General features: G+C 56.1%; 21 protein-coding genes and 6 pseudogenes. 16 read left to right on the top strand and 11 right to left on the bottom strand.

Features of this window, described 5'->3' with window-relative positions; all coding sequences use genetic code 11:
* Positions 1-3: 3 nt before the first annotated feature.
* Positions 4-2,435, top strand: a pseudogene (locus tag RSAL33209_RS06720) (ATP-binding cassette domain-containing protein).
* Positions 2,436-2,592: 157 nt separating this feature from the next.
* On the opposite strand, the gene RSAL33209_RS06715 reads toward RSAL33209_RS06720, so the two are convergent.
* Positions 2,593-3,429 (bottom strand): endo-beta-N-acetylglucosaminidase H, encoded by an 837-nt coding sequence (locus RSAL33209_RS06715; protein WP_012244958.1) that lies wholly within the window; start codon positions 3,427-3,429, stop codon positions 2,593-2,595.
* Positions 3,430-3,566: 137 nt separating this feature from the next.
* Entirely contained in the window at positions 3,567-4,529 is a 963-nt protein-coding gene (locus tag RSAL33209_RS06710) for a helix-turn-helix transcriptional regulator (RefSeq protein ID WP_012244957.1), read from the bottom strand.
* Between the two features lie 144 nt (positions 4,530-4,673).
* Here RSAL33209_RS06710 and RSAL33209_RS06705 point away from each other — a divergent pair, with 144 nt between their 5' ends.
* A complete protein-coding gene (locus RSAL33209_RS06705) occupies positions 4,674-5,255 on the top strand; it encodes an alpha/beta fold hydrolase (RefSeq protein ID WP_199533207.1) in 582 nt (193 codons plus the stop codon).
* 107 nt (positions 5,256-5,362) lie between these two features.
* Positions 5,363-5,941 (top strand): GNAT family N-acetyltransferase, encoded by a 579-nt coding sequence (locus tag RSAL33209_RS06700; RefSeq protein ID WP_041684559.1) that lies wholly within the window; start codon positions 5,363-5,365, stop codon positions 5,939-5,941.
* 24 nt (positions 5,942-5,965) lie between these two features.
* On the opposite strand, the gene RSAL33209_RS06695 is transcribed toward RSAL33209_RS06700, so the two are convergent.
* Both RSAL33209_RS06695 and RSAL33209_RS06690 read right to left on the bottom strand, forming a co-directional pair.
* Positions 5,966-6,376: a flavodoxin family protein gene (locus RSAL33209_RS06695; protein WP_080503782.1), complete on the bottom strand. Its 411-nt coding sequence runs from the start codon at positions 6,374-6,376 to the stop codon at positions 5,966-5,968.
* 643 nt (positions 6,377-7,019) lie between these two features.
* A pseudogene (locus tag RSAL33209_RS06690) lies at positions 7,020-8,285 on the bottom strand (IS3 family transposase).
* Between the two features lie 55 nt (positions 8,286-8,340).
* Here RSAL33209_RS06690 and RSAL33209_RS06680 point away from each other — a divergent pair.
* Both RSAL33209_RS06680 and RSAL33209_RS06675 read left to right on the top strand, forming a co-directional pair.
* Positions 8,341-8,544 (top strand): annotated as a pseudogene (locus RSAL33209_RS06680) (5,10-methylene tetrahydromethanopterin reductase); the annotation flags it as partial.
* Positions 8,541-9,005 (top strand): MarR family winged helix-turn-helix transcriptional regulator, encoded by a 465-nt coding sequence (locus tag RSAL33209_RS06675; RefSeq protein ID WP_012244953.1) that lies wholly within the window; start codon positions 8,541-8,543, stop codon positions 9,003-9,005. The pseudogene RSAL33209_RS06680 and the gene RSAL33209_RS06675, both read left to right, overlap by 4 nt.
* On the opposite strand, the gene RSAL33209_RS06670 is transcribed toward RSAL33209_RS06675, so the two are convergent.
* Complete coding sequence (locus tag RSAL33209_RS06670) at positions 9,002-9,751, bottom strand: transglutaminase-like domain-containing protein (protein ID WP_012244951.1); 750 nt, start codon at positions 9,749-9,751, stop codon at positions 9,002-9,004. The two genes, RSAL33209_RS06675 and RSAL33209_RS06670, sit on opposite strands and share 4 nt — an antisense overlap.
* A 123-nt stretch (positions 9,752-9,874) precedes the next feature.
* Positions 9,875-11,251 (bottom strand): M20 family peptidase, encoded by a 1,377-nt coding sequence (locus RSAL33209_RS06665; protein WP_012244950.1) that lies wholly within the window; start codon positions 11,249-11,251, stop codon positions 9,875-9,877.
* 113 nt (positions 11,252-11,364) lie between these two features.
* Here RSAL33209_RS06665 and RSAL33209_RS06660 point away from each other — a divergent pair, with 113 nt between their 5' ends.
* The 10 genes and pseudogenes from RSAL33209_RS06660 to RSAL33209_RS06620 all read left to right on the top strand — a co-directional run bounded on the left by RSAL33209_RS06660 (position 11,365) and on the right by RSAL33209_RS06620 (position 18,683).
* Positions 11,365-12,096, top strand: a complete 732-nt coding sequence (locus RSAL33209_RS06660; protein ID WP_012244949.1) for an HAD family hydrolase — start codon at positions 11,365-11,367, stop codon at positions 12,094-12,096.
* A gap of 201 nt (positions 12,097-12,297) precedes the next feature.
* A pseudogene (gene phnD, locus RSAL33209_RS06655) lies at positions 12,298-13,035 on the top strand (phosphate/phosphite/phosphonate ABC transporter substrate-binding protein); the annotation flags it as partial.
* A gap of 21 nt (positions 13,036-13,056) precedes the next feature.
* Positions 13,057-13,191, top strand: a complete 135-nt coding sequence (locus RSAL33209_RS19190; protein ID WP_012244947.1) for a hypothetical protein — start codon at positions 13,057-13,059, stop codon at positions 13,189-13,191.
* A gap of 3 nt (positions 13,192-13,194) precedes the next feature.
* On the top strand, positions 13,195-14,010 hold the full coding sequence (gene phnC, locus RSAL33209_RS06650; protein ID WP_012244946.1) for a phosphonate ABC transporter ATP-binding protein: 816 nt from the start codon (positions 13,195-13,197) through the stop codon (positions 14,008-14,010).
* Positions 14,007-14,696: a PhnE/PtxC family ABC transporter permease gene (locus RSAL33209_RS06645; RefSeq protein WP_012244945.1), complete on the top strand. Its 690-nt coding sequence runs from the start codon at positions 14,007-14,009 to the stop codon at positions 14,694-14,696. The genes phnC and RSAL33209_RS06645 overlap by 4 nt, the downstream gene beginning before the upstream one ends.
* 111 nt (positions 14,697-14,807) lie before the next feature.
* Positions 14,808-15,638 (top strand): phosphonate ABC transporter, permease protein PhnE, encoded by an 831-nt coding sequence (gene phnE / locus RSAL33209_RS06640; RefSeq protein WP_049758884.1) that lies wholly within the window; start codon positions 14,808-14,810, stop codon positions 15,636-15,638.
* A complete protein-coding gene (locus tag RSAL33209_RS06635) occupies positions 15,635-16,564 on the top strand; it encodes a metallophosphoesterase (protein WP_012244943.1) in 930 nt (309 codons plus the stop codon). The genes phnE and RSAL33209_RS06635 overlap by 4 nt, the downstream gene beginning before the upstream one ends.
* Positions 16,557-17,429, top strand: coding sequence for a MurR/RpiR family transcriptional regulator (locus RSAL33209_RS06630; protein WP_049758883.1), 873 nt, complete (start codon positions 16,557-16,559; stop codon positions 17,427-17,429). Before RSAL33209_RS06635 ends, RSAL33209_RS06630 begins: the two co-directional genes overlap by 8 nt.
* 9 nt (positions 17,430-17,438) lie before the next feature.
* Complete coding sequence (locus RSAL33209_RS06625; protein ID WP_012244941.1) at positions 17,439-18,095, top strand: DUF1684 domain-containing protein; 657 nt, start codon at positions 17,439-17,441, stop codon at positions 18,093-18,095.
* Between the two features lie 63 nt (positions 18,096-18,158).
* Positions 18,159-18,683, top strand: a complete 525-nt coding sequence (locus tag RSAL33209_RS06620; RefSeq protein ID WP_049758882.1) for a GtrA family protein — start codon at positions 18,159-18,161, stop codon at positions 18,681-18,683.
* Here RSAL33209_RS06620 and RSAL33209_RS18645 read toward each other — a convergent pair.
* Positions 18,680-19,558: pseudogene (locus RSAL33209_RS18645) on the bottom strand (LysR family transcriptional regulator). The gene RSAL33209_RS06620 and the pseudogene RSAL33209_RS18645 overlap by 4 nt on opposite strands.
* Before the next feature lie 102 nt (positions 19,559-19,660).
* On the opposite strand from RSAL33209_RS18645, the gene RSAL33209_RS06610 reads away from it, so the two are divergent.
* Complete coding sequence (locus tag RSAL33209_RS06610; RefSeq protein WP_012244937.1) at positions 19,661-20,020, top strand: nuclear transport factor 2 family protein; 360 nt, start codon at positions 19,661-19,663, stop codon at positions 20,018-20,020.
* 17 nt (positions 20,021-20,037) lie between these two features.
* Here RSAL33209_RS06610 and RSAL33209_RS06605 read toward each other — a convergent pair whose 3' ends face one another.
* The 4 genes and pseudogenes from RSAL33209_RS06605 to RSAL33209_RS06595 form a co-directional block, all read right to left on the bottom strand.
* The gene (locus tag RSAL33209_RS06605) at positions 20,038-21,219 is read right to left on the bottom strand and encodes a cysteine desulfurase family protein (protein WP_041684555.1); all 1,182 of its coding nucleotides are present in this window, start codon (positions 21,217-21,219) and stop codon (positions 20,038-20,040) included.
* A gap of 4 nt (positions 21,220-21,223) precedes the next feature.
* Positions 21,224-22,108: a carboxylating nicotinate-nucleotide diphosphorylase gene (gene nadC / locus RSAL33209_RS06600; RefSeq protein ID WP_174258559.1), complete on the bottom strand. Its 885-nt coding sequence runs from the start codon at positions 22,106-22,108 to the stop codon at positions 21,224-21,226.
* Positions 22,109-22,122: 14 nt separating this feature from the next.
* A complete protein-coding gene (locus RSAL33209_RS18640; RefSeq protein WP_233494318.1) occupies positions 22,123-22,347 on the bottom strand; it encodes a hypothetical protein in 225 nt (74 codons plus the stop codon).
* Between the two features lie 207 nt (positions 22,348-22,554).
* A pseudogene (locus RSAL33209_RS06595) lies at positions 22,555-23,606 on the bottom strand (L-aspartate oxidase); the annotation flags it as partial.
* Position 23,607 lies beyond the last annotated feature (1 nt).

The following is a 23,607-nucleotide window of genomic DNA, read 5'->3' as shown; positions in this document are numbered from 1 at the left end:
GCTATGCCGCAGGACGACCGCTGCGTTACGGATGGAGAGACCATCAGTAAGGCCACTAATACCGCGACGCAGTCGCCCGAGCTGTACGATGCTGACAGCCACGACCTAATTCGCGTACAAGGTGCGCGCGAAAACAATCTCAAGAATGTCAGTGTGGAGATTCCAAAACGTCGGCTGACCGTGTTTACCGGGGTTTCGGGCTCTGGCAAGAGCTCACTAGTCTTTGGCACGATTGCCGCAGAGTCACAGCGGATGATCAACGAAACGTACAGCGCTTTTGTGCAAGGTTTCATGCCGAATATGGCTCGACCGGATGTTGATCTGCTCGACGGATTGACTACTGCGATCATCGTTGATCAAGAACGTATGGGTGCAAATCCCCGCTCGACCGTTGGTACCGTGACCGATGTTAATGCGATGCTACGTATTATTTTCAGTCGCTTAGGTCAACCGCATATTGGGTCGCCGCAGGCTTTCTCCTCTAACGTGGCGTCTATTAGCGGTGCCGGTGCGGTCACGATGGAGCGCGGTGGTAAGACCGTCAAAGAGCGACGTAGTTTCAACATCACCGGCGGAATGCGCCCACGCTGCGAAGGCATGGGTAAGGTCAACGATATTGATCTGACCGCTTTGTACGACGAAAATTTGTCGCTCAATCAGAGCGCTATCACTATTCCTGGCTACAGCATGGATGGTTGGTACGGCCGGATCTTCCGGGGGAGTGGCTTCTTTTATCCGGACAAGCCGATCAAGAAATTCAATAAGACTGAACTGGCAGATCTGCTTTACAAAGAGCCGACCAAGATCAAAGTCGATGGCATCAATCTGACTTATTCCGGACTGATACCGTCAATTCAAAAGTCGTTTTTTGTCCAAAGATGTGGATGCGCTCCAACCGCATATTCGCGCATTCGTAGATCGCGCGGCAACTTTTACTGCCTGTCCAGAATGCGGCGGCACCAGACTCAATGAGGGCGCAAGGTCTTCAAAGGTGGATGGCCTCAACATTGCTGAAGCGTGCGCGATGCAAATTAGCGACTTGGCGCCCTGGGTTAACGGGCTTAAAGAAGCATCTATGGCTCCGCTACTCGCCGCCCTAGGTGAAACTTTGGACTCATGTGTTGAGATCGGCCTTGGCTACCTTTCGCTCGACCGCGCATCGGGCTCGCTCTCCGGTGGCGAAGCTCAACGGGTGAAGATGATCAGACATCTGGGATCTTCGCTCACGGACGTCACCTAATGTTTTTGATGAACCGACCATCGGCTTACACCCACACGACCTTCAGCGGATGAACGGTCTGCTATTGAGACTCCGCGATAAGGGAAACACCGTTCTGGTGGTGGAACATAAGCCGGAAACGATCGCGATCGCTGATCACGTGGTTGATCTTGGCCCTGGCGCGGGGACGGCGGGCGGGGAACTTGTCTTTGAAGGAACTCTGGCGGACCTCAAAAAGAGTGACACACTGACCGGCCGGCATCTTTGCGACCGGGCTACGCTCAAAAGCGAGGTACGCAAGGCGAGCGGAAAGCTAGAAATACGTGGCGCTTCTGCGAACAACCTGCAAGAGGTGGACGTCGATATTCCGCTTGGCATTTTGACCGTGCTGACCGGCGTGGCTGGCTCAGGTAAGAGCTCGCTTATTCACGGTTCCGTATCTAATCGAGAAGGCATTGTCTCGATTGATCAAGGCGCGATCAAAGGTTCCAGACGCAGCAAACCGGCTACCTATACCGGAATGCTAGAACCGATTCGTAAGGCATTCGCGAAGGCTAACGGCGTCAAACCAGCTTTGTTCAGTTCCAATTCGGAGGGTGCCTGCCCCAATTGCAACGGCGCTGGCGTTACCTATTTGGATTTGGCCATTATGGCCGGGGTGGCCACCACGTGCGAGGTGTGTGAAGGCAAACGGTTTCAAGCAGCAGTGCTCGACTATGACCTCGGAGGTCGGGACATTAGTGAGGTGTTGTCGATGTCTGTTGCCGACGCCGTCGAATTCTTTGCTACTGGCGAAGCAAAAATCGCCGCTGCACATGCCATCTTGCTTCGGCTGGCCGACGTGGGTCTTGGCTACATAACGCTTGGCCAACCGCTGACGAAGCTTTCTGGCGGTGAGCGGCAACGGCTGAAATTGGCCACGCACATGGGGGAGAAGGGTGGCGTTCTGGTTCTCGATGAGCCGACCACTGGTCTTCACCTTGCCGACGTCGAACAGCTTTTGGGACTGCTTGACAGACTTGTTGAATCTGGAAAGTCGGTCATTGTGATTGAACATCATCAAGCGGTGATGGCGCATGCTGATTGGATTATTGACCTTGGTCCAGGGGCCGGCTATGATGGCGGAAAGATCGTTTTTGAAGGAACGACTAGCGAGTTGGTGGCGGCTCATTCGACCCTGACTGGCGAACATCTTGCAGCCTACGTAGGCAGTTGAGTCAACAACGAAGCCAGTGCTGCCGTCGAGGTTCGGGGCAACACTGGCTTCGTGATGGTGGTGCAAAATTAGGCGGTGTACTTCGCCGTGCTGCCGTAGAGGTTCTTGGTAAACGAGGAGATGTAGCTGCTTGAGTCTCCTGCTTTGAGATCATAGGTCAGATAGACGCCATAGCCTTCGTCAACTGTGCGCTTAGATAGCTGGCAGCTGTTGAACTGCTGGTCGAATTGATCTGGACCGCGGCGGGGGAGCGCTTGGATTTGGAGCTGGGTCCACGGGGGTCAGACCAGGTTCCATAATAGGGATTCCAAGAGTAGTTGAAGGTATCCGCGATGCTATTTCCGTTGTAGCTCATTCGTTCAGCTGACGGACCAATGTCATACAGTGTGATCAGTTTGCTGCTACCCAGTTTGTGGCGCAATGCGGTGACTAAATAGTAGAAAGAACTATCGTTCGGATCGCCGGTGCCGTTGTTGCCGTATTCGGTGTATTCGTCATCGAAGTCAATGCCGTCTAAGCCGTACTGGGTGACCGCATTGGAAAGCTCAGCGGCAAATGCCTCAGCGGACGCTTTGTCCGGAAAATTGGTAAAGCCTGCACCCTGATGAGTGCCCAATACCGAAAGCAAAACCTTGATGCCCTTGTCTTGCAACGGCTTGATCTGGTTCTCCGCATCATTGAGGACTGCGGTGACCTGATCGTTGAAATGCAGGTAGGCACTATTGGTGCTGGTGTCGTAGTTAATATTGGCTGCAAAAATGACCGCAATATCGAACACCTGAGCGCCACCAGTGCTGAGTGTGTATTTCCCAGCATTGAGCATGCTGTTGCTGTTAACTTCGATATACACCACGCTGGTTGGACCAGATTTGGCAGCCTTCGCGGTGGTAGCTGCCACCGCCGGGCTAACTGCGGCAACTCCAGTAGCGGCTACCGCTGCGGTGGCGCCGAGCAGCGACAGCAGGGTTCTTCTTCCGATGGGCTGTTTCGTCATTGAAACTCTTTCTTTGAAGGGGCGTAAGACGCTTACCGGCTAAACCGATTAAGTTACCTGCTAATCTACGTCGAAATTCTGTGCTGTCAAGACTAAATCTCTGCGAGATACATACGAATTGCTTAGGGGAGTGTGAATCAGATGCTGGCTGCTAAGGCCTGATTGAATCGCTGGGCTAATGCTGAAACTTCAGCAAGAAGCTCGGGACTGTCTTCGATGCGGAAGCTAAAAGGCAGGACGGCCAAACGTTCCCGAACGTACATCGCAGGATTACTCGTGCTGCCAACTAGGACGCAACCTTCGCCTAAAGCGGTCAACGTGCCCATGGTGGGACTTATCCAAGGCTTTACCGACGCAAAGGGCTCATTAAAGATTACTCGGGTCTGAAATTTCCAGCCTTGGCCAAGATTTTCTTCCAAGGAAGCCACCGGATCCAAGTCTTCGGGCGGTTGGAAGCTGGCGTTCGTTGGGCGAACGCCGCCTATCCGGTCAAGGCGATAGGTGCGAATGGCTGCTGCTTGATGAGAGTATCCAAGCAAGTACCAGTAATGAAATCGGACGATGACCGCCCAAGGATCAACTTCAACAGTTGACTCTTTGCCGCCGGCGTTACGGTAATTCAACAATACTGAGACTTTGCCAGCAATTGCGGTAACTAGGGTGCTTGCCACGGACGGCTCAGGCGGGGATAGGTGACTATCTGGCACTGTGGCCGCGTATTCGCGGATTGTCCTCGCTTGCTGCGCGACGGCGTCGGGCAACACTCTGATTACTTTGCTCAGCGCCGAATCTAGGAGGTCTTCGCTGCTTTGTGAAGTCGTTTTCCCGCCGAGTACTGCCATGACTAAGCGCAAGGATTCAGTTTCGGTGAAACTGACGGGGGAGAGGCGCACGCCATGACCAAGTCGATACCCGCCATGGGCGCCGCGGATTGATTCCACTGGTATTCCTGCTTCGCGCAGTATTGCCACATATCTTCTTGCTGCCCGATCGGTAACGCCAAGTCGCGTGCCGAGTTCTTCAGCGGTGGTACCAGGACGGCTTCGGAGAATCTCAAGCGCCTGAAGCGCTCTAGCCGTGGGGCTCGATTCAGGATTCATCGCATCAGATTAGAACAGAATCTTTCAAAGCGGAAGTGTATTGTCCTGTATCAAAGTTACGCTCACCAGATCGGCAGAAGTTACACAACAGTAGGACTAATCGGCGCGCTGTTGTGGCGAGTCCTGGAAGACTAAGGAGTGGCAGTGGAAATCATACTTATCGCTGGATTGTGGTTGGACGCTTCGGCTTGGCGCGACGTCGTGCCCGAGTTGGAAAAGTGGGGCCATCGGGTGACCCCGTTAACGTTGCCGGGGCAGGGGGACGGCCAGGTAACGGCGACCTTTGCCGACCAGCGGGCCGCGGTGATTTCTGCTGTTGATGCGGCGAAGGGAAAACCGTTGGTGGTAGGCCACTCGGCAGCTTGTACGCTAGCCTGGATTGCTGCTGATGCCAGGCCGGAGAAGGTGGCTGCAACGGTGTTGATTGGCGGTTTTCCCAGTGATGATGCGGAGCTCTATGCTGATTTTTTCGAGATGAGGAATGGCGAGATGCTATTTCCAGGGTGGCAGCAATTTGAAGGCCCGGATTCTGCCGACCTTGACGCTGAGACCAGGGCGCAGATGACGGCGGCGGCAATCCCCATCCCAGAAGCCGTTGCCAGGGGAGTCGTACAGCTGGAGGACCCCCGCCGGTTCGATGTGCCAACCTTATGTGCTGTGCCCGGAATTTTCACCCGCGCAGGCAATGGAATGGGTCAAATCTGGCGATGTTCCAGAGCTGGCTAAGGCGCAAAACCTTTCTTATATCAACATTGAGTCAGGGCATTGGCCGATGTTTAGCCAACCTTTAGCGTTAGCTCAGATGCTTGATTCAATCACCAAGGGGATATGAGGTGGCGGCGTTGGCTGGGTACCGGAGTGCGCCACTCGATTCTGCTAGCTGGGATGCATTCGCAGAACTGGTTGAGCGTAATAACGGCATCTTTGGCGGTTGCTGGTGCATCGGATTCCATCTAGAAAACAAGCATGAGGGGATTGATCATCGAGAGGCTAAGCGGCAGCGAGTATTTAGTGATCAAGCGCATGCCGCGTTAGTCTTTGACGCCGACGGCGTAGCTCAAGGTTGGTGCCAGTACGGCAGTCCTAAGGAATTGCCAGGGATCAAACACAAGCGCGAATATCTCAAAGATCAACCGCCATGGCCTAACTTGCGCATCACCTGTTTTTATGTTGACACGAAACACCGCGGCCAAGGCATTGCCAGAGTCGGTTTAGAAGGTGCGTTGGCGCAAATTGCGGCCGCTGGTGGGGGATTAGTTGAAGCGATCCCTGAGGTAACGGATGGACGGATTGCACACGGCAGATTCTTGTACAGCGCTACGGTCGAGTTGTTTGAGGATCTTGGCTTTGAACGCGGCCGGCAACTGGGTAAACATGCGTATGTAGTGAGTAAGCTCGTCACACCGCAGTAATTCGTCGCTACGTTAAGTGGCCCTCTAGACGCTTAATTTCAGGTTTTTGGCGAATTCGATCGCCAGGTCTAGGTCTTGCGCGTTGGGGTGGTATTTGCTTACCCCACCTATCACCCCGAATGGCCCCCAAGTGTCTAGGCCGCGGCAAGTGTAGGTGCCCATGACCCGAAACCCTTTGGATTCAAGGAGCTTTTTGAGTCTGCGCGTGTAACGGTTTATCGGAGTTTCGGGAAGCCCACTGGTGGCGAAAATGAAAGCAGCACGCCCTGTGATATCAGGCAGATTTTGAATAAGCTGGATCAGCTCAGGATGGAAATTCATCCAATAAATTCCGGACCCGAAACCAACGATATCCGCCTCACGAATACGCTTGGGAACAGCATCCGCAGGAGCCAATACCGGGGCGTCGAGCTCGCCGGCGATCGCTTGAGCGATTTTGTGAGTATTTTCGTGGGGTCAACGTGATGCACTCACAAGAATGTGTTTCATTCAGCGTGACCTTTTTCTCGATGAAGATATTTACCCTGATAGATCGCACGACGCTCACGGGTCAAACTTCGGCACGTCCGCACTGCAGGTCTATGAGGATACTGGTACTCAAAGACTAACTGGTGGAAATTTAGGATCCATGGGATTGACCACTGCATTAAGAAGTCACCGATAATGTAACTTATGTAAAGTCATGGGGTAATCTGGATGGTATGACAGTTGATTGCCTGCGCATCGGACGTTGATGATCCTCGGCTGGGAGGTCGACTCAATTACACCCAGAGGCCGGAGATCGATACGCAGTTCGTTCCGTGCTTGATTAGGGTTCTGGACCCGCGGATAGACGCCGGAAGGTGGAAAATTGAGCCGTTTTTAAAATGATCGAGTCCGGGCCATCAGGTGATTCGTATTCCCACAATCATAGACATCTCCCAGATCGCCAATCTGTGGATCGGGCGCGCTAAGTGTCGAGACCGAACCCTTGTAGGGCTGAACCAGCTTGATCAGAGCGATATCTCCACCATCCCATAGATCCACACTCTTTGCCGTGAACACAGTCTGAATCGCCCCGGTGTGTCCGGAGGGTTTCTCAGACGATGAGCCTGTCGGCGGCTGCCGTGCTCTGGTAGTGATTGTAGTAGTGGTTTTCTAGCTCTACTGGTGGGATGTCTCCGCAGTACTGGTAGAGCCTTCGGTGGTTGTACCAATCGGCCCATTCAGCAGTGCCGATTTCGACTTCTTCTAGAGTCCGCCAGGGCTTGCCGGGTTTGATCAGCTCGGTCTTATAAAGCCCGTTGATGGTTTCCGCCAAGACGTTGTCGTAACTATCACCCACAGAACCGATCGAGGGGCGGATACCGGCCTGGGCCAGGCGTTCGGTGAAGGCCAAGGAGGCGTATTGAGCCCCGGCATCGTGATGATGAATCACCCCGGAAATCTCAGCCCCGGCCCGTTCACGACTCCAGATTGCCTGATTAACTGCGTTGAGCACTAGCACGGTGTTCATAGAAGCACTCGCTGACCAGCCCAGGATCCTCCGAGAGTAAGCATCGATCACGAAGGCAACATAGACCCACCCGGACCAGGTCGAAACATAGGTGAAATCATCTACCCATAGCCGATCCGGTGCCGTTGGTGTGAAATCACGGCGGACCAAGTCCTTCGCTCGGGCCGCCTTCGAGTCTTTGATCGTGGTGCGTTTGACCTTGCCACGGACCGCACCCTGTATGCCAAGTAACCCCATGAGCCGTTCTACCGTGCACCTGGCCACCGGCACACCTTCACGGTTCATCGCCAACCAGACTTTCCTGGTGCCGTAAACCCCGTAATTAGCGGCATACACCTTCTGGATCACGGGCTTGAGCACCTCATCACGTTGTTCTCGGTGAGATCGTGTTTTATCCACCCATTCGTAGTACGTGGACGGGGTGGTCTTCACCCCGTCCCAGTAAGCACCTGGCAGATCGACTCGACACCCCACCGCAATCCATTATTCTCGCGGTGACCGGCATGGTCCTTGATGTATTTCACGATCAGTGTTGTGGCGGTCGAGTTCGACCGCGAAAAAAGCTGAAGCACTCCGAAGGATCGCGTTCGCCCGTTTCAGCTCAGCGTTCTCACGCCGTAACCGTTTCAGCTCGGCCGATTCCGTGCTCGTTGTTCCAGTTCTAGTACCAACATCGATCTCGGCTTGCCGGACCCATTTACGCACCGTTTCCGGCACACCCACACCCAAAAGCTGGGCAACTTTTTGCATCGCCGCCCACTCCGAAGACGCACCCTCCATCTCCGCCACCATGCGCACCGTATGATCCTTCAACTCCTGCGGATACCGTGTCGTAGTTTTCCCTGCCATGTCCTGATCCTCTCAAACAAGAAAGTCTCCGGACACACCGGGGCGATTCAGCTCGCGGCAACTTTTCTTGATTGACCATGCTGGCTTGCCGCTGAAAACAGTGTTGGAACAGCTAGATCTCTTTGGCGAGGAAGTGTTGCCAACCTTGCGCAAAGAATTTGCCGCGCGCAAACCGGCACATGTTCCTGATGCACCAACGCATGCTAGCCGGAAGGCCGCTGCCGAAGCTGCCGCAACCAAACAAGTGGCCAAAGCATGAAAGCGCATCTGAGCCAGGCTGCGCGACGTAGGCTCAGCGTCGACGCTTGGGAGGCACTATTTCGTGCCCAAGTTGCGGTGATCAGGAAACTGCAGCCGGATCCGATTTTCAAACGGGTCAGCATGCGTGAATATGACGTGTTGTATACGCTCTCCAAATGCCCTGTTGATTGGTTGCGGCTCAATGAACTCAGCAAAAATGTCTTGCTCACCCAGCCCAGTATGTCCAGACTGGTCGAACGCCTAGAAGCTCGCGGTCTGATTGAGCGACGCAGTGCCGACGACGATCGTCGGGGGCTTCTGCTGAGGCTGACTGACGCCGGTCGCGAATTACAGCGGGACGTGGGCCGGGAACACGCCAAAGACATCAATGCTTTGGTGGGTTCTGCGCTCGACGAGGCAGATATGGCCGAGCTGATCAGGATCAGCAGAAAGTTGGAGGCAGCGGTCGAAACGTCTTAGTGCAAAGTGATGAGCTCTGCGGCATCTTCAACGGGCAGCTCGCCAGCCGAAGTGGCGCTGACTTTGATCTCTTTCAAAGTCAGCGCGCCGCCCACTGTGGAGAGGAAAGCCGTATCGGAGGCATCTCGGCCCGTCGATATCCGCAACATTGATGCCCTGGGTGCCATTCCAGTGGCATCAAGGGCAAACCATTGGCCGTCTACCCAGGCTTCGGCAATCGCGTGGAAGTCCATAGGAGCAAGCCCCGGCGCATAGACAGCTGCTAACCGAGCCGGGATAGCTTTGGCACGTAAAAGCGAGATCGCCAAATGCGCGAAATCGCGGCACACCCCGCGCCGAGCCAAAAGAGTTTCGACTGCACCATCGGTGCCACGAGAAGATCCGCTAACGTAACGCAGTTCTTGCGCAACCCAGTTCCGAATGGCTGCTACCAAGGCAATGCCGCGAAGCCCCGGGAATTCCGCATAAGAAGTGGGCAGCAAGCGATCTGACTCGCAGTACCGGGAGGGCCGTACGTACCGGATTAGATCAGTTTCCGAGCTGGTTTCCGGTGCTGCGAAACCGTCAACTTCTGCCCAGTATTCCATCAACACTTCACTCGAGTCGATGAGGTCAAAAGCCATCAACCGGCCACCATGAGCGTCTGGCAGCTCACGGTATTGCAGTGGCTGTCCGTTGGCCAGGAGCGTGAGATTCTCACGCACTTCCGCATAACCGCGATGCGCTAACGCAACGTTGAGCACCACGGAAGTCTGCGGTTGGGTGGTAAAAAGCAGACGAGAAGATACTTGCGTTGCAAGAATGCTCCTGAGAAACAGATGCGGCGACTACCGCGAGAATATTCTATGCGAATCCAACCCCAGACAGGCTCAGTCCGAGGCCAGCAACCTCGTCAAAATACCCCGATAAAAACTCACACCTTCGCCCAGCGTCGTTAGTGATACTCGCTCATCGGTAGCATGCAGGCTCGCTCGTTGCGCTGCACTCATCCGTAAGGGCGCAAACCGATAAACAGCCGAGCAAATCTGGTTAAATCTGCGTGAGTCTGTCAACGCCATCACGATGTATGGCGCCACAGCAACCCCCGCAAAGGCTTCCTTGATTGCCGCAGAAATAAGGCCAAACTGGGCATTATCAGTCGCGGATGTTGGCGAGGGCTCATTCGCTTCGAAGACCTCAAACTTAAGCTGCGGGTCTTTGGCCGCTGATCGAAGCCGTTGCAAAGCCGAGCTCGTGGTTTCGCCCGGAGCAATCCGCAGGTTGACCGTGGCAGTAGCAGTCTCGGCGAGCACATTCGCTGCCGTACTGCCGCTAAGCTCGGTGACCGCCGCCGTCGTACGCACCATGGCGTTCGCCTCCGGACCGAAAAACGGCAAAATCCTCGCCAAGGGCCAACGCAGCTTGCTGGCGCGACGCAGCAGCTGTGCCTGTGCACCGTCCATTCTGGCCGCAAAAGTTTCGAGCAGCTCAACACTGGCTGGGTGCAGACTGGGCTTAAAGGGATTCCGACTGATTCGGCTGACCGCCCGGGCAAGCCTGGCGGTTGCAGTCAGCGCCGGCGGCATTGACGAGTGGCCACCCGCTTCGGTTGCAGTCACCGTGACGTTGAGCGAGCCTTTTTCTGCCACGCCGACCAGAGAAATTGGCTCCGTGACACCGGGAAATACTTGCTCCGCCACCGCGCCGCCCTCGTCCAAGACCAGCCATGGATGGATCTGGCGTTCCTGGAACAGCTCAACAACGGCTTGAGCGTCAAGACCGCCGGTCTCTTCATCGCTGCCGAAGGATAAGTAGACATCACGTTCAGGCTGGAAGCCTTCAGCCAAAAGCGACTCAACCGCTTCAAGTAGCACTACTGCAGCACCCTTATCGTCGAGTGCGCCGCGTCCCCAGAGAAAGCCATCCGCCTGCACGCCGTCAAAAGCCGGGTAAGTCCGCTGAATGTTCGGGTCAACCGGAACGACATCCAGATGCGCCAGCAAAACCACTGGTGCCAAACCTGCATTCGCGGCTCGTCCTTGCCAACGAAAGAGCAATCCCGTGCTGTTAATCCGCTCACACGATAGCTCCAGGTGTATCCGCGGATAAAGTCTTTCCATCGCGGCAATCTGTGCCTCAAATTGCGCATCGTCACGATCTTCAGCCCGCCGAGTAGAAACTGTCAGGTACCGGATAAGTTCACTCAAACTTTGGGCCGCTCGTTGCCCACGCTCCGCTTCAGCGCCAGAAGGGTCAGTTGATGCCATGACCGGAGTTTATCGCGCACGGTCAGAATCGATCTGATTAACGATGAGTGAACAGTTGTTTCATGTCATCGATTTTCATGGATACTTCGTTCTTGATGACTTAGGGTTTCGGTGTGAGCATGAACACCCTTTCGAAACTTTCTACCGATAAACCGTTGCTAGTTCTAGATTTTGACGGCACCGTCGCCCTTGGCGATGGCCCGATCTACGCTTACGCGCAGGCCGTCGCTAAATACCTAGACAGCAGCGATCGCGACCGCCTGCTAGCCACTCTCGATGAGTTTCTCGCCGGTGGCCCGGAAAGCGCGAGTGAGCTTGTCTTCAAAGACGGGTACGACGCCGTCGCGAAACTCAGCGAGCACGCGGTCAACAGGGACCAACGCAATGCAGCCTATTTTGCCCGCGGTGAAGTCGGAGTACACGCACCGGAGGGACTGACAGATTTCTTAGCCGAAATGGGCCAGCATGTTCACCGTTTACTGTTCACCAATGCGCCTTTGACTGGCGTGGCCGAGTCCCTTGACTCGCTCGGATTAACCGGCCTCATCGACAGCATCGTGCCAAACGCCGGAAAACCGGACGGCTTCGCTAGCAAACTGCCCGAGCTACTAGCTGGCCGGACACCGGAACGCCTACTTAGCGTGGGAGATGTCTGGCTCAATGACATCAAACACCCCTTGGAAGCAGGTTGCGCAACAGCTTTTATCGATCGCTTTGGCCTTAACTCTGGCCCAGCGCATCTGTCTGCGCCCGCAATTGAAGACCTCTATACCGGAATGGCGGATTGGGCGAGGGACCCGATTGCCTTCCACGCAGCACATTCTGTTACTTGCTCCACTGTTTGACCGCACCGCAATCGCACATCACTCCACTCGATTCTGTTGAAATCCATGAACCCCATGAAGAGGCACAGCATGAAAAAGAATTTGACCTTGCGAGCTATCGCCGTGATCGGCGCTTTGGCACTTACTCCACTAGCACTGTCCGCCTGAGGCGTTAGCCAAGACTCAGCCAGCTCGGGCGCCAACAACTCGGCCGCAGCTACCTGTACCGGCAAGAGTGACGACTCAGCCAAAGCCCCCACTGAGCTGACTCTTGCCTTGGTACCTTCCGGCGATGCGAAGAAGTTGGTAGATACCGTCAAACCGCTCGAATCGGCGCTAACCAGCCGTCTCGGTATTCCAGTACACGGCGTCATCACCGCTGATTACCAAGCTGCGGTAGAAGCTATCGGCTCAAACCAAGCCCAGATCGGCATGCTACCCTCGCTACAGATGAGCCAAGCTTGCGATAAGTACGGCGCTAAGCCGGCCTTGCAGACGCTGCGTAAATCCAAAAGCATCTATGCGGCCCAGCTGATGACCAACAATCCCTCGAAATACTGCAAAGACACTCCGGCTGCCGGGCCGAATGGCATGCTCTACTGCAATGGCACCGCGAGCGGCAACGGTCCAGCTGGCGTCGATCAGATTAGCAAGATCAAAGGCGCCAAGGTCGCAATGCTCTCCTCAGCATCGCCGGCTGGCTACATCTTCCCGGTCGCCGCGATGAAGGCCCAAGGCCTCTCGGTCGATGATGTCTCCCCCATCAAGGTGACCGCGAACGACGCCTCGGTGCTCGCCGTTTACAAGGGCGATGCCGAAGTTGGCTTCAGCTATTGGGATGCGCGCGAAGTGGTCAAAAAAGACAATCCCGACGTCGGCCAGAAAGCAGTGGTCTTCGCACTCACCGATGAGGTCCCGAACGACGGGGTGTCAATGAGCTCTAAGCTGAGCGCCGACTGACAGAAAAAGATCTCTGACGCCATGCTCGACTTCGCCAAAACCCCGGAAGGCGTCACTGCGCTTACCGCGATTTATCAGATCACCGGCTTACAGCTAGACAATCCGGAAAGCCTGAAGAAGACCCAAGACGCAGCTCGCTCAATCGGTCTGGGCTAATTCGTGTCAGATTTAGCAACGAATTCTGAAAAAGGTGGCGCCCCGATCCGCTTTGAGCGGGTTGGGGTGACCTACCCCAACGGTTTTACCGGCTTGAAGGACATGAGTCTGGAAATCCCGGCCGGTCAGATGGTCAGCATCGTCGGCCTTTCCGGCACCGGGAAATCCACCCTCATCCGCAGCATCAACGGCTTGGTGCCGATTAGTACTGGCGAGATCAGTGTTGGCGGCCGCGAAGTTTCCAGCTTGCGCGGCCGCGGTCTGCGCGAATTGCGTTCCGATATGGGCATGGTCTTCCAAAGCTTCAATCTGGCCAAACGCACTACGGTGCTCAATAACGTGCTCATGAGCCGCTTACACGGCACACCAGCCTGGCGCTCGCTGATCGCAGCTTGGAAAGCGGACGACGTCGAGCTTGCCATGCGCGCCTTGGAGCGCGTGGAAATTGTCAGCAAAGCCTACGAGAAAGCTTCAAGCCTCTCTGGTGGTCAACAGCAACGCGTGGCCATCGCACGCACCTTGGCTCAGCGGCCACAAGTCATCCTGGCCGACGAGCCAGTAGCGTCGCTAGATCCGCCCACTTCCAATGTGGTGATGCGTGATTTGCAACGCATCAATGCGGAGCTGGGGATCACCGTGGTGGTGAACCTGCACTTCCTCGATCTGGCCCGCCGATATAGCGACCGTCTCATCGGGCTGCGTTCTGGCGAGCTGGTCTTCGACGGTGCGGGCGCTGATGCCGACGAGTCAGTATTTGAGAACATCTATGGCCGTTCGCTCACCGCAGAGGACGTCTTAGAAGCTAAGCCAGAGCTATGAGCAGCGCTTCCACTTTGCTCAGCAGCGCCCGACCGATCAGACCACAACATGGCTGGAAAATCTTGGTTGTCTGTGTGGTTGTTCTGGCGGTTACGGTGTGGGCCTCGATTGGCATCGGCGTCGATCTCCCCGCGGTTTTCGCCAACTTCGGCAATGCCTGGGGCAACATTGTGCAGCTTACCCAGCCGGACTATGCCTTCATCCCCAAGACGTTCCCCGCGCTTTTGGAAACGCTCTCGATGGCGGTCATTGCCACCGCATTAGGCGCGGCCGTTTCTTTGCCGCTGAGCTTCCTAGCTTCGCGGGAAACTAACCCGAATAGTGCACTGCTGACAGTTGTACGTACGATTCTGAACCTGATCCGCTCAGTTCCAGATATCTTGTACGCCGCGATACTCGTCGCTGTTGTGGGCGTTGGCGCACTTTCTGGCATCATGGCACTGTTTTTGTTCAACGTCGGGATTATTGCCAAATTGGTCTCGGAAGCGCTCGACGGCGAAGACCGTGGCGCGCAAGAAACTGCCCTCGCCGCCGGTGCAAGTTGGTTGAAGGCCGACCGAGCGGCGATGTTGCCACAAATATTGCCAACCTTAACCTCGCAGACGCTCTACACCTTCGAAATCAATATCTGCGCCTCCGCGGTGATTGGTTTGGTTGGTGCCGGCGGGCTCGGTGCTGATCGATAACGTGCGTAGCTTCTTCAGGTATCACGAACTGTCGATGATCATCTTTGAAATTCTGGTTATGGTCCTGGTGCTGGAATCGCTCTCCGCCTGGTTACGAAAGAGGCTGGTTTGATGAGCCGACCGAATAAGCCACACCACCCGGCGCGTACGCTTTCGTGGCTACTTATCTCACTTTTGGTGGTGGCAGCTTTCTGGGGTTCTAAGATCAATTGGGCCGCCCTCGGTGAGTTCCCCGCTGAAAGTGCCAAATACTTTGGGCTGCTTTTCTTGCCACCGGACTGGTCAAAGTTTGGCGAAGCAATTTCGGCAATGCTGCTCTCAGTCCAGATGGCTTGGATCGGCACCCTGATCGGCATCGTGATTTCGTTTCCGTTGAGTTTCTTAGCCACTGCCGGGATCTCTTCGCGTTTTGCCAGTTGGCCGCTACAATTCATCTTCGCGGTGATTAGAGCAGTTCCGGAAGTTGTGATCGCCATCTTGATCCTGTCGGTTACCGGACTGACCCCGTTTACCGGTGCGTTGGCCCTAGGCAAATGGGGTTACGAGTCATTCGAAGGAGTCGGTCCTGGCTCGCTTGAGGCGGTTCGCTCTGCTGGCGGTTCGCGTTGGGATCTGATGCGTTGGGGCATCTGGCCCTCGGCACAACCTGAGGTCTTCTCATTTTGGCTGTATCGCTTTGAAATAAACGTTCGAGCCTCTGCAATTCTGGGCCTGATCGGTGCTGGTGGCATCGGCAAAATGCTCCAAGACAATGTGCATTTCCGCAATTGGGACGCGGTTGGCATGCTACTTATTGTGGTCATCGTCATCACGGTGCTCATCGACCAACTCTCAGGTGCGGTTCGACGCCGGATCGTTGACGGTCGCTGGCGACGAGTACGACCCCGCAAGAATCAACCAGCTACCAAATTGTCAGTGCCGCAGGAGAAGATTGCCCTATGAGTACCTCGAATAGTTACGAAACTCTCAGCATCTTGCACCTTTCGGATACCCATGTGTTGGCCAAAGGCTTGCATTCCAACGTCGTAGATACCAGGCAGAACTTGCTCGAGGCATTGCGCGCCTTGGTTCCAGTCGAAGAATTGGATTTAGTCGTTGTCTCGGGAGATGTCTCGGACGACGGCACCGCGGAGTCTTATCGCATGGTGCAAGAGCTGGTGGAAAATTTTGCTAGCCATCGCGGAGCTCGAGCGATCTACACCATGGGTAATCATGATGGCCGGCCGGGTTTCTGGGAAGTGCTTGGCAATGGGCATCCAGATTCACCAGCGGAGCAAGACGGCGGACAATTACCGGTCTACGGCAGCAGTGTTTTGGGCGGATTCCGAATTATCAGCTTAGACACCTCTGTTCCGGGCCGGACGCACGGTTATTTGGACCGCGGGCAACTCGATTGGCTCACGGAAGAACTCGGCAGCGCAAGCGAAGCTGGCACTGTGCTAGTTCTGCATCACCCACCGGTGGAACCCGTGACGCCGCTACACGACGGCATCGAGCTGCAAAACCCGGAAGATCTGCTCGAAGTACTGCACGGCAGCGACGTTCGGCTGATTCTTTCGGGTCATTATCACCATGGCCTGGTCGATTCAGTACTACTGGGCGATCAATTGATCCCGGTCTTGGTGGCGCCGGGTATCGTCAACGTCAACGATGTGTTGGCCTCTGAAGGCCATGAGCGCGCACTGCGAAGCAGCGGTGCACAGCTACACACGCTCTTTGCCAGTGCCCCAACGGCGGCAGCGGCAAGAGTACGGTCGCTGCCGCTAAATCTTGGCGTGGTCGAAGAGCTCTTCGATTTGGGCCCGGAAGAATTGGCGGAGATCTCTGCCCGGATTTCTGCCCGCCCGGATGAGGGTAGCGATGGCTGAGCATCCTTCATCAGCTGATGGCCATGTGCCCGGGCAAGTGCTCGCCACCATCCGTTCGTTACTGCCTTCGTTACTGCCTGCAGCACAAGCAGTTGCGGCAGTCCTTTTAGAGCGGGCCGATCAAGTAGTGGAGCTGTCCTCACAACAGCTCGCGGAGCTTTCCGGAGCCTCGCGGGCAACCGTGGTGCGAACCTGCCAAAGCTTAGGTTTTACCGGCTACCAACAACTACGCGTATTGGTAGCTCGGGACGCTGGCTACAGCACAACTAGCCGGGCTCAACCGGTGGGATCGGCCGCGATCGTCGCCGAATCCTTTGCGCAAGTCAGGGAGGCAGTTGGCGCGATGACCGCGCTTTTGGCTAGCGCCGACGTCGAACGAGCCGTAACTGAGCTCTGTGCTGCCCGCCGGGTGATAGTTGCTGGCAACGGACTATCCGCGGCACTGGCTATGGACACCGCTGCCCGGCTGACCGCTACCGGACGGGCCGCCGAGTTCCAAGCCGACGCGATCGGGCAGCAAATCGCCGCCAGGCTGCTCAGCCCTGGCGACGTACTTTTGATGCTCAGCGGAAGCGGCGCCAACTCGACGAGCGCAAAGGTCGTCCAGGCCGCCCAAACCGCTGGGGCCATGGTCATCGTCATCACGGCGTTTGCTCGCTCGCCGCTCGCGGCGCTGGCCCAGATCAACTTAATAGTCGGTATGCCAGATTTGAGTTTCCGCGATGAAGTCACCGTCACCACTCGAATTCCGCAAACCATCTTGATCGAGGGTCTTATTGCCGCGATCGCCTCGAAACTCGCTGCGACAGCTGCGCGCGCGAAAACCGCAGCATTAGAAGTAATTGGTGACAACTTGGCCGAGTAGGCTGGCAACATGGACCAACCGGATCTTCTCGCGGCGCAGATCGCTGATTGGCGTTTGCAGACCTTTGAGCTCTATGCCAAAGTAAGGGATATGGCGCAAGAAGACCCTGCGACGGCACATGCGCACTGGTTACAGCGCCGAAACGAAATGTTTGCACAACACCCAGCGTCCGCGCTGTCCGTAGCAGCAAAATCACGTTTCAGCGCACTACCGGTGGGTAGTTACGATCCTGATTATCGCTTCGCTGTGGTGCTTAATCAGGTTGGCGTCGGCGAACAATTGAGCGTCCAGACCGGTACGGATGGTGAGGTACATTACGAGCGGCTTGGCACTGCCGAATTGGCTGGCCTAGGCTCGCTCGCAGTATGGCGGCACGGTGGTTACGGCGGCGGAATTTTCTTGCCGTTCCGCGACGATTCCTCTGGTTTGCTTGGTGGCAGTTATGGCGGCGGACGCTATCTCTTAGACACTATTAAAGGTGCCCACCTCGGCTCATTTGAACGATCCTGGATTATCGATTTTAACTTCGCTTACAACCCTTCATGTGCCTATGACGAGACGTGGGCCTGCCCACTGCCGTGGCCGGCAAATCGCTTATCCGCACTCGTTCCAGTTGGCGAACTTTATTCGCCCGAACTCAGCGTTTCTGCACCCAGTGCGATCTGATTCACAGTTCGCCAACCGGCCATATTTGGCCTGTTCATGGGAACCTGGCAGAGTTTAAGTACTATGGCGAGCGAGATCGCTGATCCGGCAGCAGAAATCCCCACCGGAAACCTCAGCCCCGACACAGGTGCAGCCAAAGCAACTGAGCGGTCATTCGTGGTGACCTCTGAGTCCGCTGCGCGACCGGCGGCAAGCTTGCGGAAGCAAGTTATTGGGTTTCTGATTGTTGGCGCAATTTGCACGGCGGCTTCGTTAGGCATCTTTACCGCATTGCGGCCATTTGCTGGCACGCAATGGGCAAATCTGATCGCATTGGTCCTCACCTCGGTATTGAATACTGACCTGAACCGGCGGCACAGTTGGTCCATCCGAGACCGCAAGCATTGGCTTGACGACCAGAGCAAAGGGCTTTGGGTAATGTTTTTGGCGCTCTTGCTCACCTCTTCAAGCCTGTTATTACTACACACGATCAACCCCAATTCCTCAGTGCTGGATGAAGTCTTGACGATTACCGGGGCTAATGTTCTTGCTGCGGTATCGCGCTTTTTATTGCTTCGCTACTGGATTTTCCGCAGGACTCGACGCTAGTTTTTCGAGCGCTCACAATGCAGCCGGCTCAGTTCCACGAACTTCGCCGCTGCCGGGCCTGGTGCACGGCGCCACATTAGATCAGCTCGACTTCGCACATTGCCTATTGGCACAATTTTGACACCAGTGTTTGCCCGCGCCGCCGACTCGTTGATCACTGCGATACCAAGGCCTCTAGCCGCTAAATCAAAAACAGATTCTGGCGCGCTCGCTTCAAAGTCGGGCCGAAACGGCATGCCATTCTGCTTCCAGATCTGCTCGGCTGCGCTTCGAGAACCGCTCCCGGAGGGCAAGGCGATGATCGGCACTTCCGCCAACTCTGTGATCGCAATCGCTTATTTGCCAGCAAGCGGGTGCATTCGGGCAATAGCTAACACAACCGCTTCGTCGAAAACCGTCAACCCCACCAGCTGCTTCGGCGCAGGACCTGCTAAACCTGCCAAAACGACGTCGAACTTGCCGGCTAGAACTCCATCGATCAATGCCGAGCTACGGTCCTCCGCGAGGGTGATTCGCACTTGCGGGTGCGCCAGGTGAAAGTCCGAAATAATCTGCGCTAACACCGCGGGCATTGCGGATTGCAAGGTGCCAATCGCTAAAGTTCCGCTCAGCACACCGCGGAGGTCCGCTGCTTCTTCACGTAAATTCTGCGCGGCAAGCAGAGTTTTTCGAGCGGATAACAAGAGCACTGTACCGGCGTCGGTGAGCACGCTTTGCCGGCTCCCCCGTTGGAAAAGCTGAATGCCAAGCTCGTGCTCCAGTTGTTTGATCTGCGCACTAACTCCCGGTTGGGTCAACTTCAGCCGCATCGCCGCATAAGTGAAGCTTTCTTCTTCGGCTACCGCAACGAACGGCTCCAGCTGGTGCAGATCCATCAACAAATCGTATAGCAATAACCATTCCTAGTTATTTTTCTTCTAGAAAGCATCGAGACAGAATGGAACTGGCTGCTAACTGATCTTTGGAAGGATTCCCCCGTGAGTCGCACAACTAGTGAAATTGCCGAAGAGTACTTCCGGGCTTGGAAAGCGGGTGATCAGCTAGCATTTCGCGCCTTACTAGCCGACGATGTGGACTTTTCTGGCCCGATGGCACATCTGAACAACGCAGATGAATGTGCCACGTCGATCATCAGATTGCAGACGATACTCACCGATATTGTGCCGCTGAAACGGTGGATCGACGGTGACAACTCCGTGAGCTGGTTCGAATTACGCACCAGCTGGACGGAGCCAATTCCAGTAGCGAATTGGACACACGTCGAAAATGGCCTCATCACGGAGATCAAGGTGGTCTTTGACCAACGAGCTTTCTTAGCTGGCATGCCGCAGCAGTAACGTCGCCAAGGACAAATTTAATTGCGCCCGTAACGGCTCAGTTCAGCTACCGCAGCCACCACCGCGTCGGCTGCTTGGTCAAGGTCTGCACTAGTAATTGAATGCGGGAAGCTAAACCGTACGGCGGTCTGCGCCAACTCCGAGCTAAGCCCTAACGCCAGCAGGACGTCGGACGGTTCTGAAGAACCCGCCGCGCATGCTGAGCCCGAGGAGCAGATCACCGATCGTCGCTCCAATTCCAGTAGCACCGACTCGCCATGGGTGCCGGCGAAGCAAAACGAGGCGATAGAAGGCAGGCGTGTGGCTGAAGACACCGGGCTAGTCAGTGGGTTTGGCCCGGTCAGCTGAGCGCCTGGCACGCGGTTCAGTATTGATTCAATAAAATCATCTCGCAACGCGGAGACCCGAGCCGCCGCCTCAACTCGTTCTGCTTCCGCAAGTTGGGCTGCGGTAGCAAAAGCCACCGCAAAGGCAACATTTTCGGTGCCAGAACGCAGTGCTGATTGTTGGCCACCACCATGAATTAGCGGTTCGATCGCAGTGCTCGACCGGGCAATCAACGCGCCAATTCCCTTGGGCGCGCCGAATTTGTGCCCCGCTAGGCTCATCGCTTGCACTCCGAGCTGAGTATGGTTCAGCGAAAGCCAACCGGCTGCTTGGACAGCGTCGGTATGGCAGGGAACTCCGTACTCCCCCGCGAGCGCAGAAATCGCGCGTAGATCTTGAACACTGCCAATTTCGTTATTGGCGTACATGACGCTGAGCATCGCCACATCTGAGCCCAAAGCTTTTTCAACTGCTTCCACATCCAGCAGGCCCTGCGAATCGACCGGCAGGATGCTGAGTTCAAAGCCATGGGCCCGGCGCAGGTACTCAGCGCTTTCGCGCACTGCGGGGTGTTCGATGGCGCTCAACACGACACGGTTTCGCCTCGGGTTAGCCGCTCGACGAGCTAAAGCAATACCTTTGATCGCAAGATTATCGGCTTCAGTCCCGCCAGAAGTGAAAGTGACCTCACCCGCCTTGGCCCCAACGACGCTGGCAATTATCTCGCGTGCATCCGCAAGCGCGCGGGCTGCCGCCATCCCCAAACTATGGTGACTGGAGGGATTGCCAAAAGAACCTGTGAGGTCGGGAAACATTGCCTCTATTGCTTCGCGGCGTACGGGCGAGGTGGCCGCAGAGTCAAGGTAAATCACGGTATTAGGCTTCCGCCCCTTGGGCATTGAAGGAAATATCCAGGCCCAAGTCGAGTGCTCGAACGCTGTGTGTGAGGGCCCCGGCGGAGATGATATCGACGCCGGTCTGAGCAATCTCAGCGACAGTATCCAACCGAACGTTTCCGCTTGCTTCGATGAGAGCTCGGCCGCCAATCAACTCCACGCCTTGGCGCAATTCGGGCAGCGAGAAATTGTCTAACAGGATGGTTTCCACCCCGGCTGCCAGCACCGGTTCGATTTGCGCGATTCGGTCTACTTCAACCTCAATATGCGTTGTATGCGAAAGCTTTCCACGCAAACCAGACAACACCTCGGTGAGCTTTTCCGGATCGCCTCCGGTCAGCACCGCTAAGTGGTTGTCCTTTGCCATCACGGCGTCCGAGAGGCTGAAGCGATGATTGTGCCCGCCACCGCAACGCACCGCATAGCGTTCTAGGGCACGCAGACCGGGCGTAGTTTTTCGAGTATCCACCATCCGGGCTTTTGTCCCGGCTAGCGCCGCGACGAACTGTGCAGTCAAGGTTGCAATGCCGCTCATACGCTGCAGCAGGTTCAATCCCACTCGCTCTGCGGTGAGCACCGATCGGGCTGCCCCTTTGACCGTCGCCAGATGTGCACCGGCGTCGAACTGCTCACCATCGGCCAGCAACCAGCTGACTTCAATCGTTGGATCTGTCATTTTCATCGCCGCATCGAAGACCGCACTGCCGCTCAACACACCGGCTTCACGCGCGCCTACGGTGGCAATAGCCGTTGCGTCCGCGGGGATCAGTGTCTGCGAAGTGATATCGCCATACGGTGCGTCTTCCAGCAGCGCGGCAGCAACCACTGCCTCGATCTGCTGCTTAGTAAGAGCTTGAATGGTCACAGTGTTTAAGGTGGTCACGGTACCGAACTTTCATTTTTGATCCAGCAATGACGGGGTTGATCGCGCAGCTCGGGAAAGTCGGAACGCCAATGTGCGCCGATCGAGCCCTGACGATTTTGCGCGGCCGCCACTAGGAGCTGGGCGGCCGTGACAAGTGGTGCATCGGCACTAAATTGCGAAAGTTGTTTTGCCGCTACTGCGAGCGAATCAGCATCACGAATCAAGCTGGCATGGCTCATCATAAGCTGCGGCAATTCGCCACGTTCCGGCGTGAGGACGCTGTTTTCCAGGGCCAATGGTTGTGCAGCGAAGCTGGGCCATTCGGCCCTCACCGGCAGCGCAAGTACTGCTTGCACTGAACGTGCCGCAAATACCGCAGCTTCAAGCAAGGAATTTGAAGCCAAGCGATTCGCGCCATGCACGCCGGTGCAAGCCGCCTCACCAACCGCGAAGAGGTTTCGGATCGAGCTCCGGCCAGATAAATCGGTAGCAATGCCACCCATCCAATAATGTGCCCCGGGGATTACCGGGACTGGCTCCCGTTCCCAATCGATTCCGCGATCAAGCAGTTGCGCCGAAATGCCTGGAAACCGCTTGGCCAGAAAGCCGAGACCATGCTTGGCCGCCACCGGTCGAGCATCTAGAAAAGCCTTGCCGCCAGCGGCGATCACCGCGGCGATGCCCCGAGAAACCACATCACGCGGCGCTAGCTCGGCCGCCGCGTCTACGGTCAGCATGAACCGTTCACCGGTTTGGTCAATAAGCACCGCGCCCTCGCCACGAACCGCTTCGGACACCATGAATGGCCGCTCGTGCTCAATCAGCGTGGGGTGGAACTGGAAGAATTCCAGATCTTGCACCACCGCCCCAGCGCGCCAAGCAACGGCAAGACCGTCTGCGGTTGCGCCCTCCGGATTAGTGGTGTGCTCAAAGAGCTTGCCGCCGCCCCCGCTGGCGAGTACGACGACGTCGAAGGTTTCCGTCATCTTTTGACCTTCGTCGCTGCGCAACTGCAAGCCCGTGACTTGGCCGGAATCCACCTGTAGATCTACCAGTTCAGTCTTTTCACGCAAGTGGAGCTTTCCGTCCCGCGCAAACTCCAACACAATCGCGGCCAAAGCCTTCACAATGCCAGCGCCACTCGCATCGCCACCGACGTGCAGAATTCGAGCAAAACTGTGCGCAGCCTCTAGCCCAAGGGCCCATTGTCCGCTAGCGATTCGATAGTGTGCTGCGCCTGTTCGCACAACAGTTCGACGGCGTCTCGGTAGTTGAGCTGCGCACCCGCGGTCATGGTCTCCGAGACATGCGAAGCGACGGAATCACCGGGGGTACGAAGCTGCTCGCTAAGCACCGCGGCAATCCCACCTTGGGCGTAGCGCGAGTTCGATTCGCCTAGCTCAGCCTTGCTCAGCAAGGTGACCTCGGCACGGCCAGCAAGTCCGATCGCTGCGGTAAGCCCAGCTAGTCCAGAACCAACGATGGCTACTTTCAGCATG

The sequence above is a fragment of the Renibacterium salmoninarum ATCC 33209 genome (assembly GCF_000018885.1).
Lineage (GTDB): Bacteria > Actinomycetota > Actinomycetes > Actinomycetales > Micrococcaceae > Renibacterium > Renibacterium salmoninarum.
Note: the sequence above shows the minus strand (reverse complement) of the source record. Positions and strands in the feature narration are given on the sequence as shown.

Excerpts from the sequence above, each read along its gene's own strand:
- RSAL33209_RS06665 (WP_012244950.1), bottom strand. The coding sequence starts at position 11,251 with ATGGCATCAACTGACCCTTCTGGCGCTGAAGCGGAGCGTGGGCAACGA.
- RSAL33209_RS06620 (WP_049758882.1), top strand. The coding sequence starts at position 18,159 with ATGGCGAGCGAGATCGCTGATCCGGCAGCAGAAATCCCCACCGGAAAC.
- RSAL33209_RS06715 (WP_012244958.1), bottom strand. The coding sequence starts at position 3,429 with ATGACGAAACAGCCCATCGGAAGAAGAACCCTGCTGTCGCTGCTCGGC.
- RSAL33209_RS19190 (WP_012244947.1), top strand. The coding sequence starts at position 13,057 with ATGCTCGACTTCGCCAAAACCCCGGAAGGCGTCACTGCGCTTACCGCG.
- RSAL33209_RS06635 (WP_012244943.1), top strand. The coding sequence starts at position 15,635 with ATGAGTACCTCGAATAGTTACGAAACTCTCAGCATCTTGCACCTTTCG.
- RSAL33209_RS06710 (WP_012244957.1), bottom strand. The coding sequence starts at position 4,529 with ATGAATCCTGAATCGAGCCCCACGGCTAGAGCGCTTCAGGCGCTTGAG.
- RSAL33209_RS06675 (WP_012244953.1), top strand. The coding sequence starts at position 8,541 with ATGAAAGCGCATCTGAGCCAGGCTGCGCGACGTAGGCTCAGCGTCGAC.
- RSAL33209_RS06630 (WP_049758883.1), top strand. The coding sequence starts at position 16,557 with ATGGCTGAGCATCCTTCATCAGCTGATGGCCATGTGCCCGGGCAAGTG.
- RSAL33209_RS06645 (WP_012244945.1), top strand. The coding sequence starts at position 14,007 with ATGAGCAGCGCTTCCACTTTGCTCAGCAGCGCCCGACCGATCAGACCA.
- RSAL33209_RS18640 (WP_233494318.1), bottom strand. The coding sequence starts at position 22,347 with ATGAGCCATGCCAGCTTGATTCGTGATGCTGATTCGCTCGCAGTAGCG.
- RSAL33209_RS06625 (WP_012244941.1), top strand. The coding sequence starts at position 17,439 with ATGGACCAACCGGATCTTCTCGCGGCGCAGATCGCTGATTGGCGTTTG.
- phnE (WP_049758884.1), top strand. The coding sequence starts at position 14,808 with ATGAGCCGACCGAATAAGCCACACCACCCGGCGCGTACGCTTTCGTGG.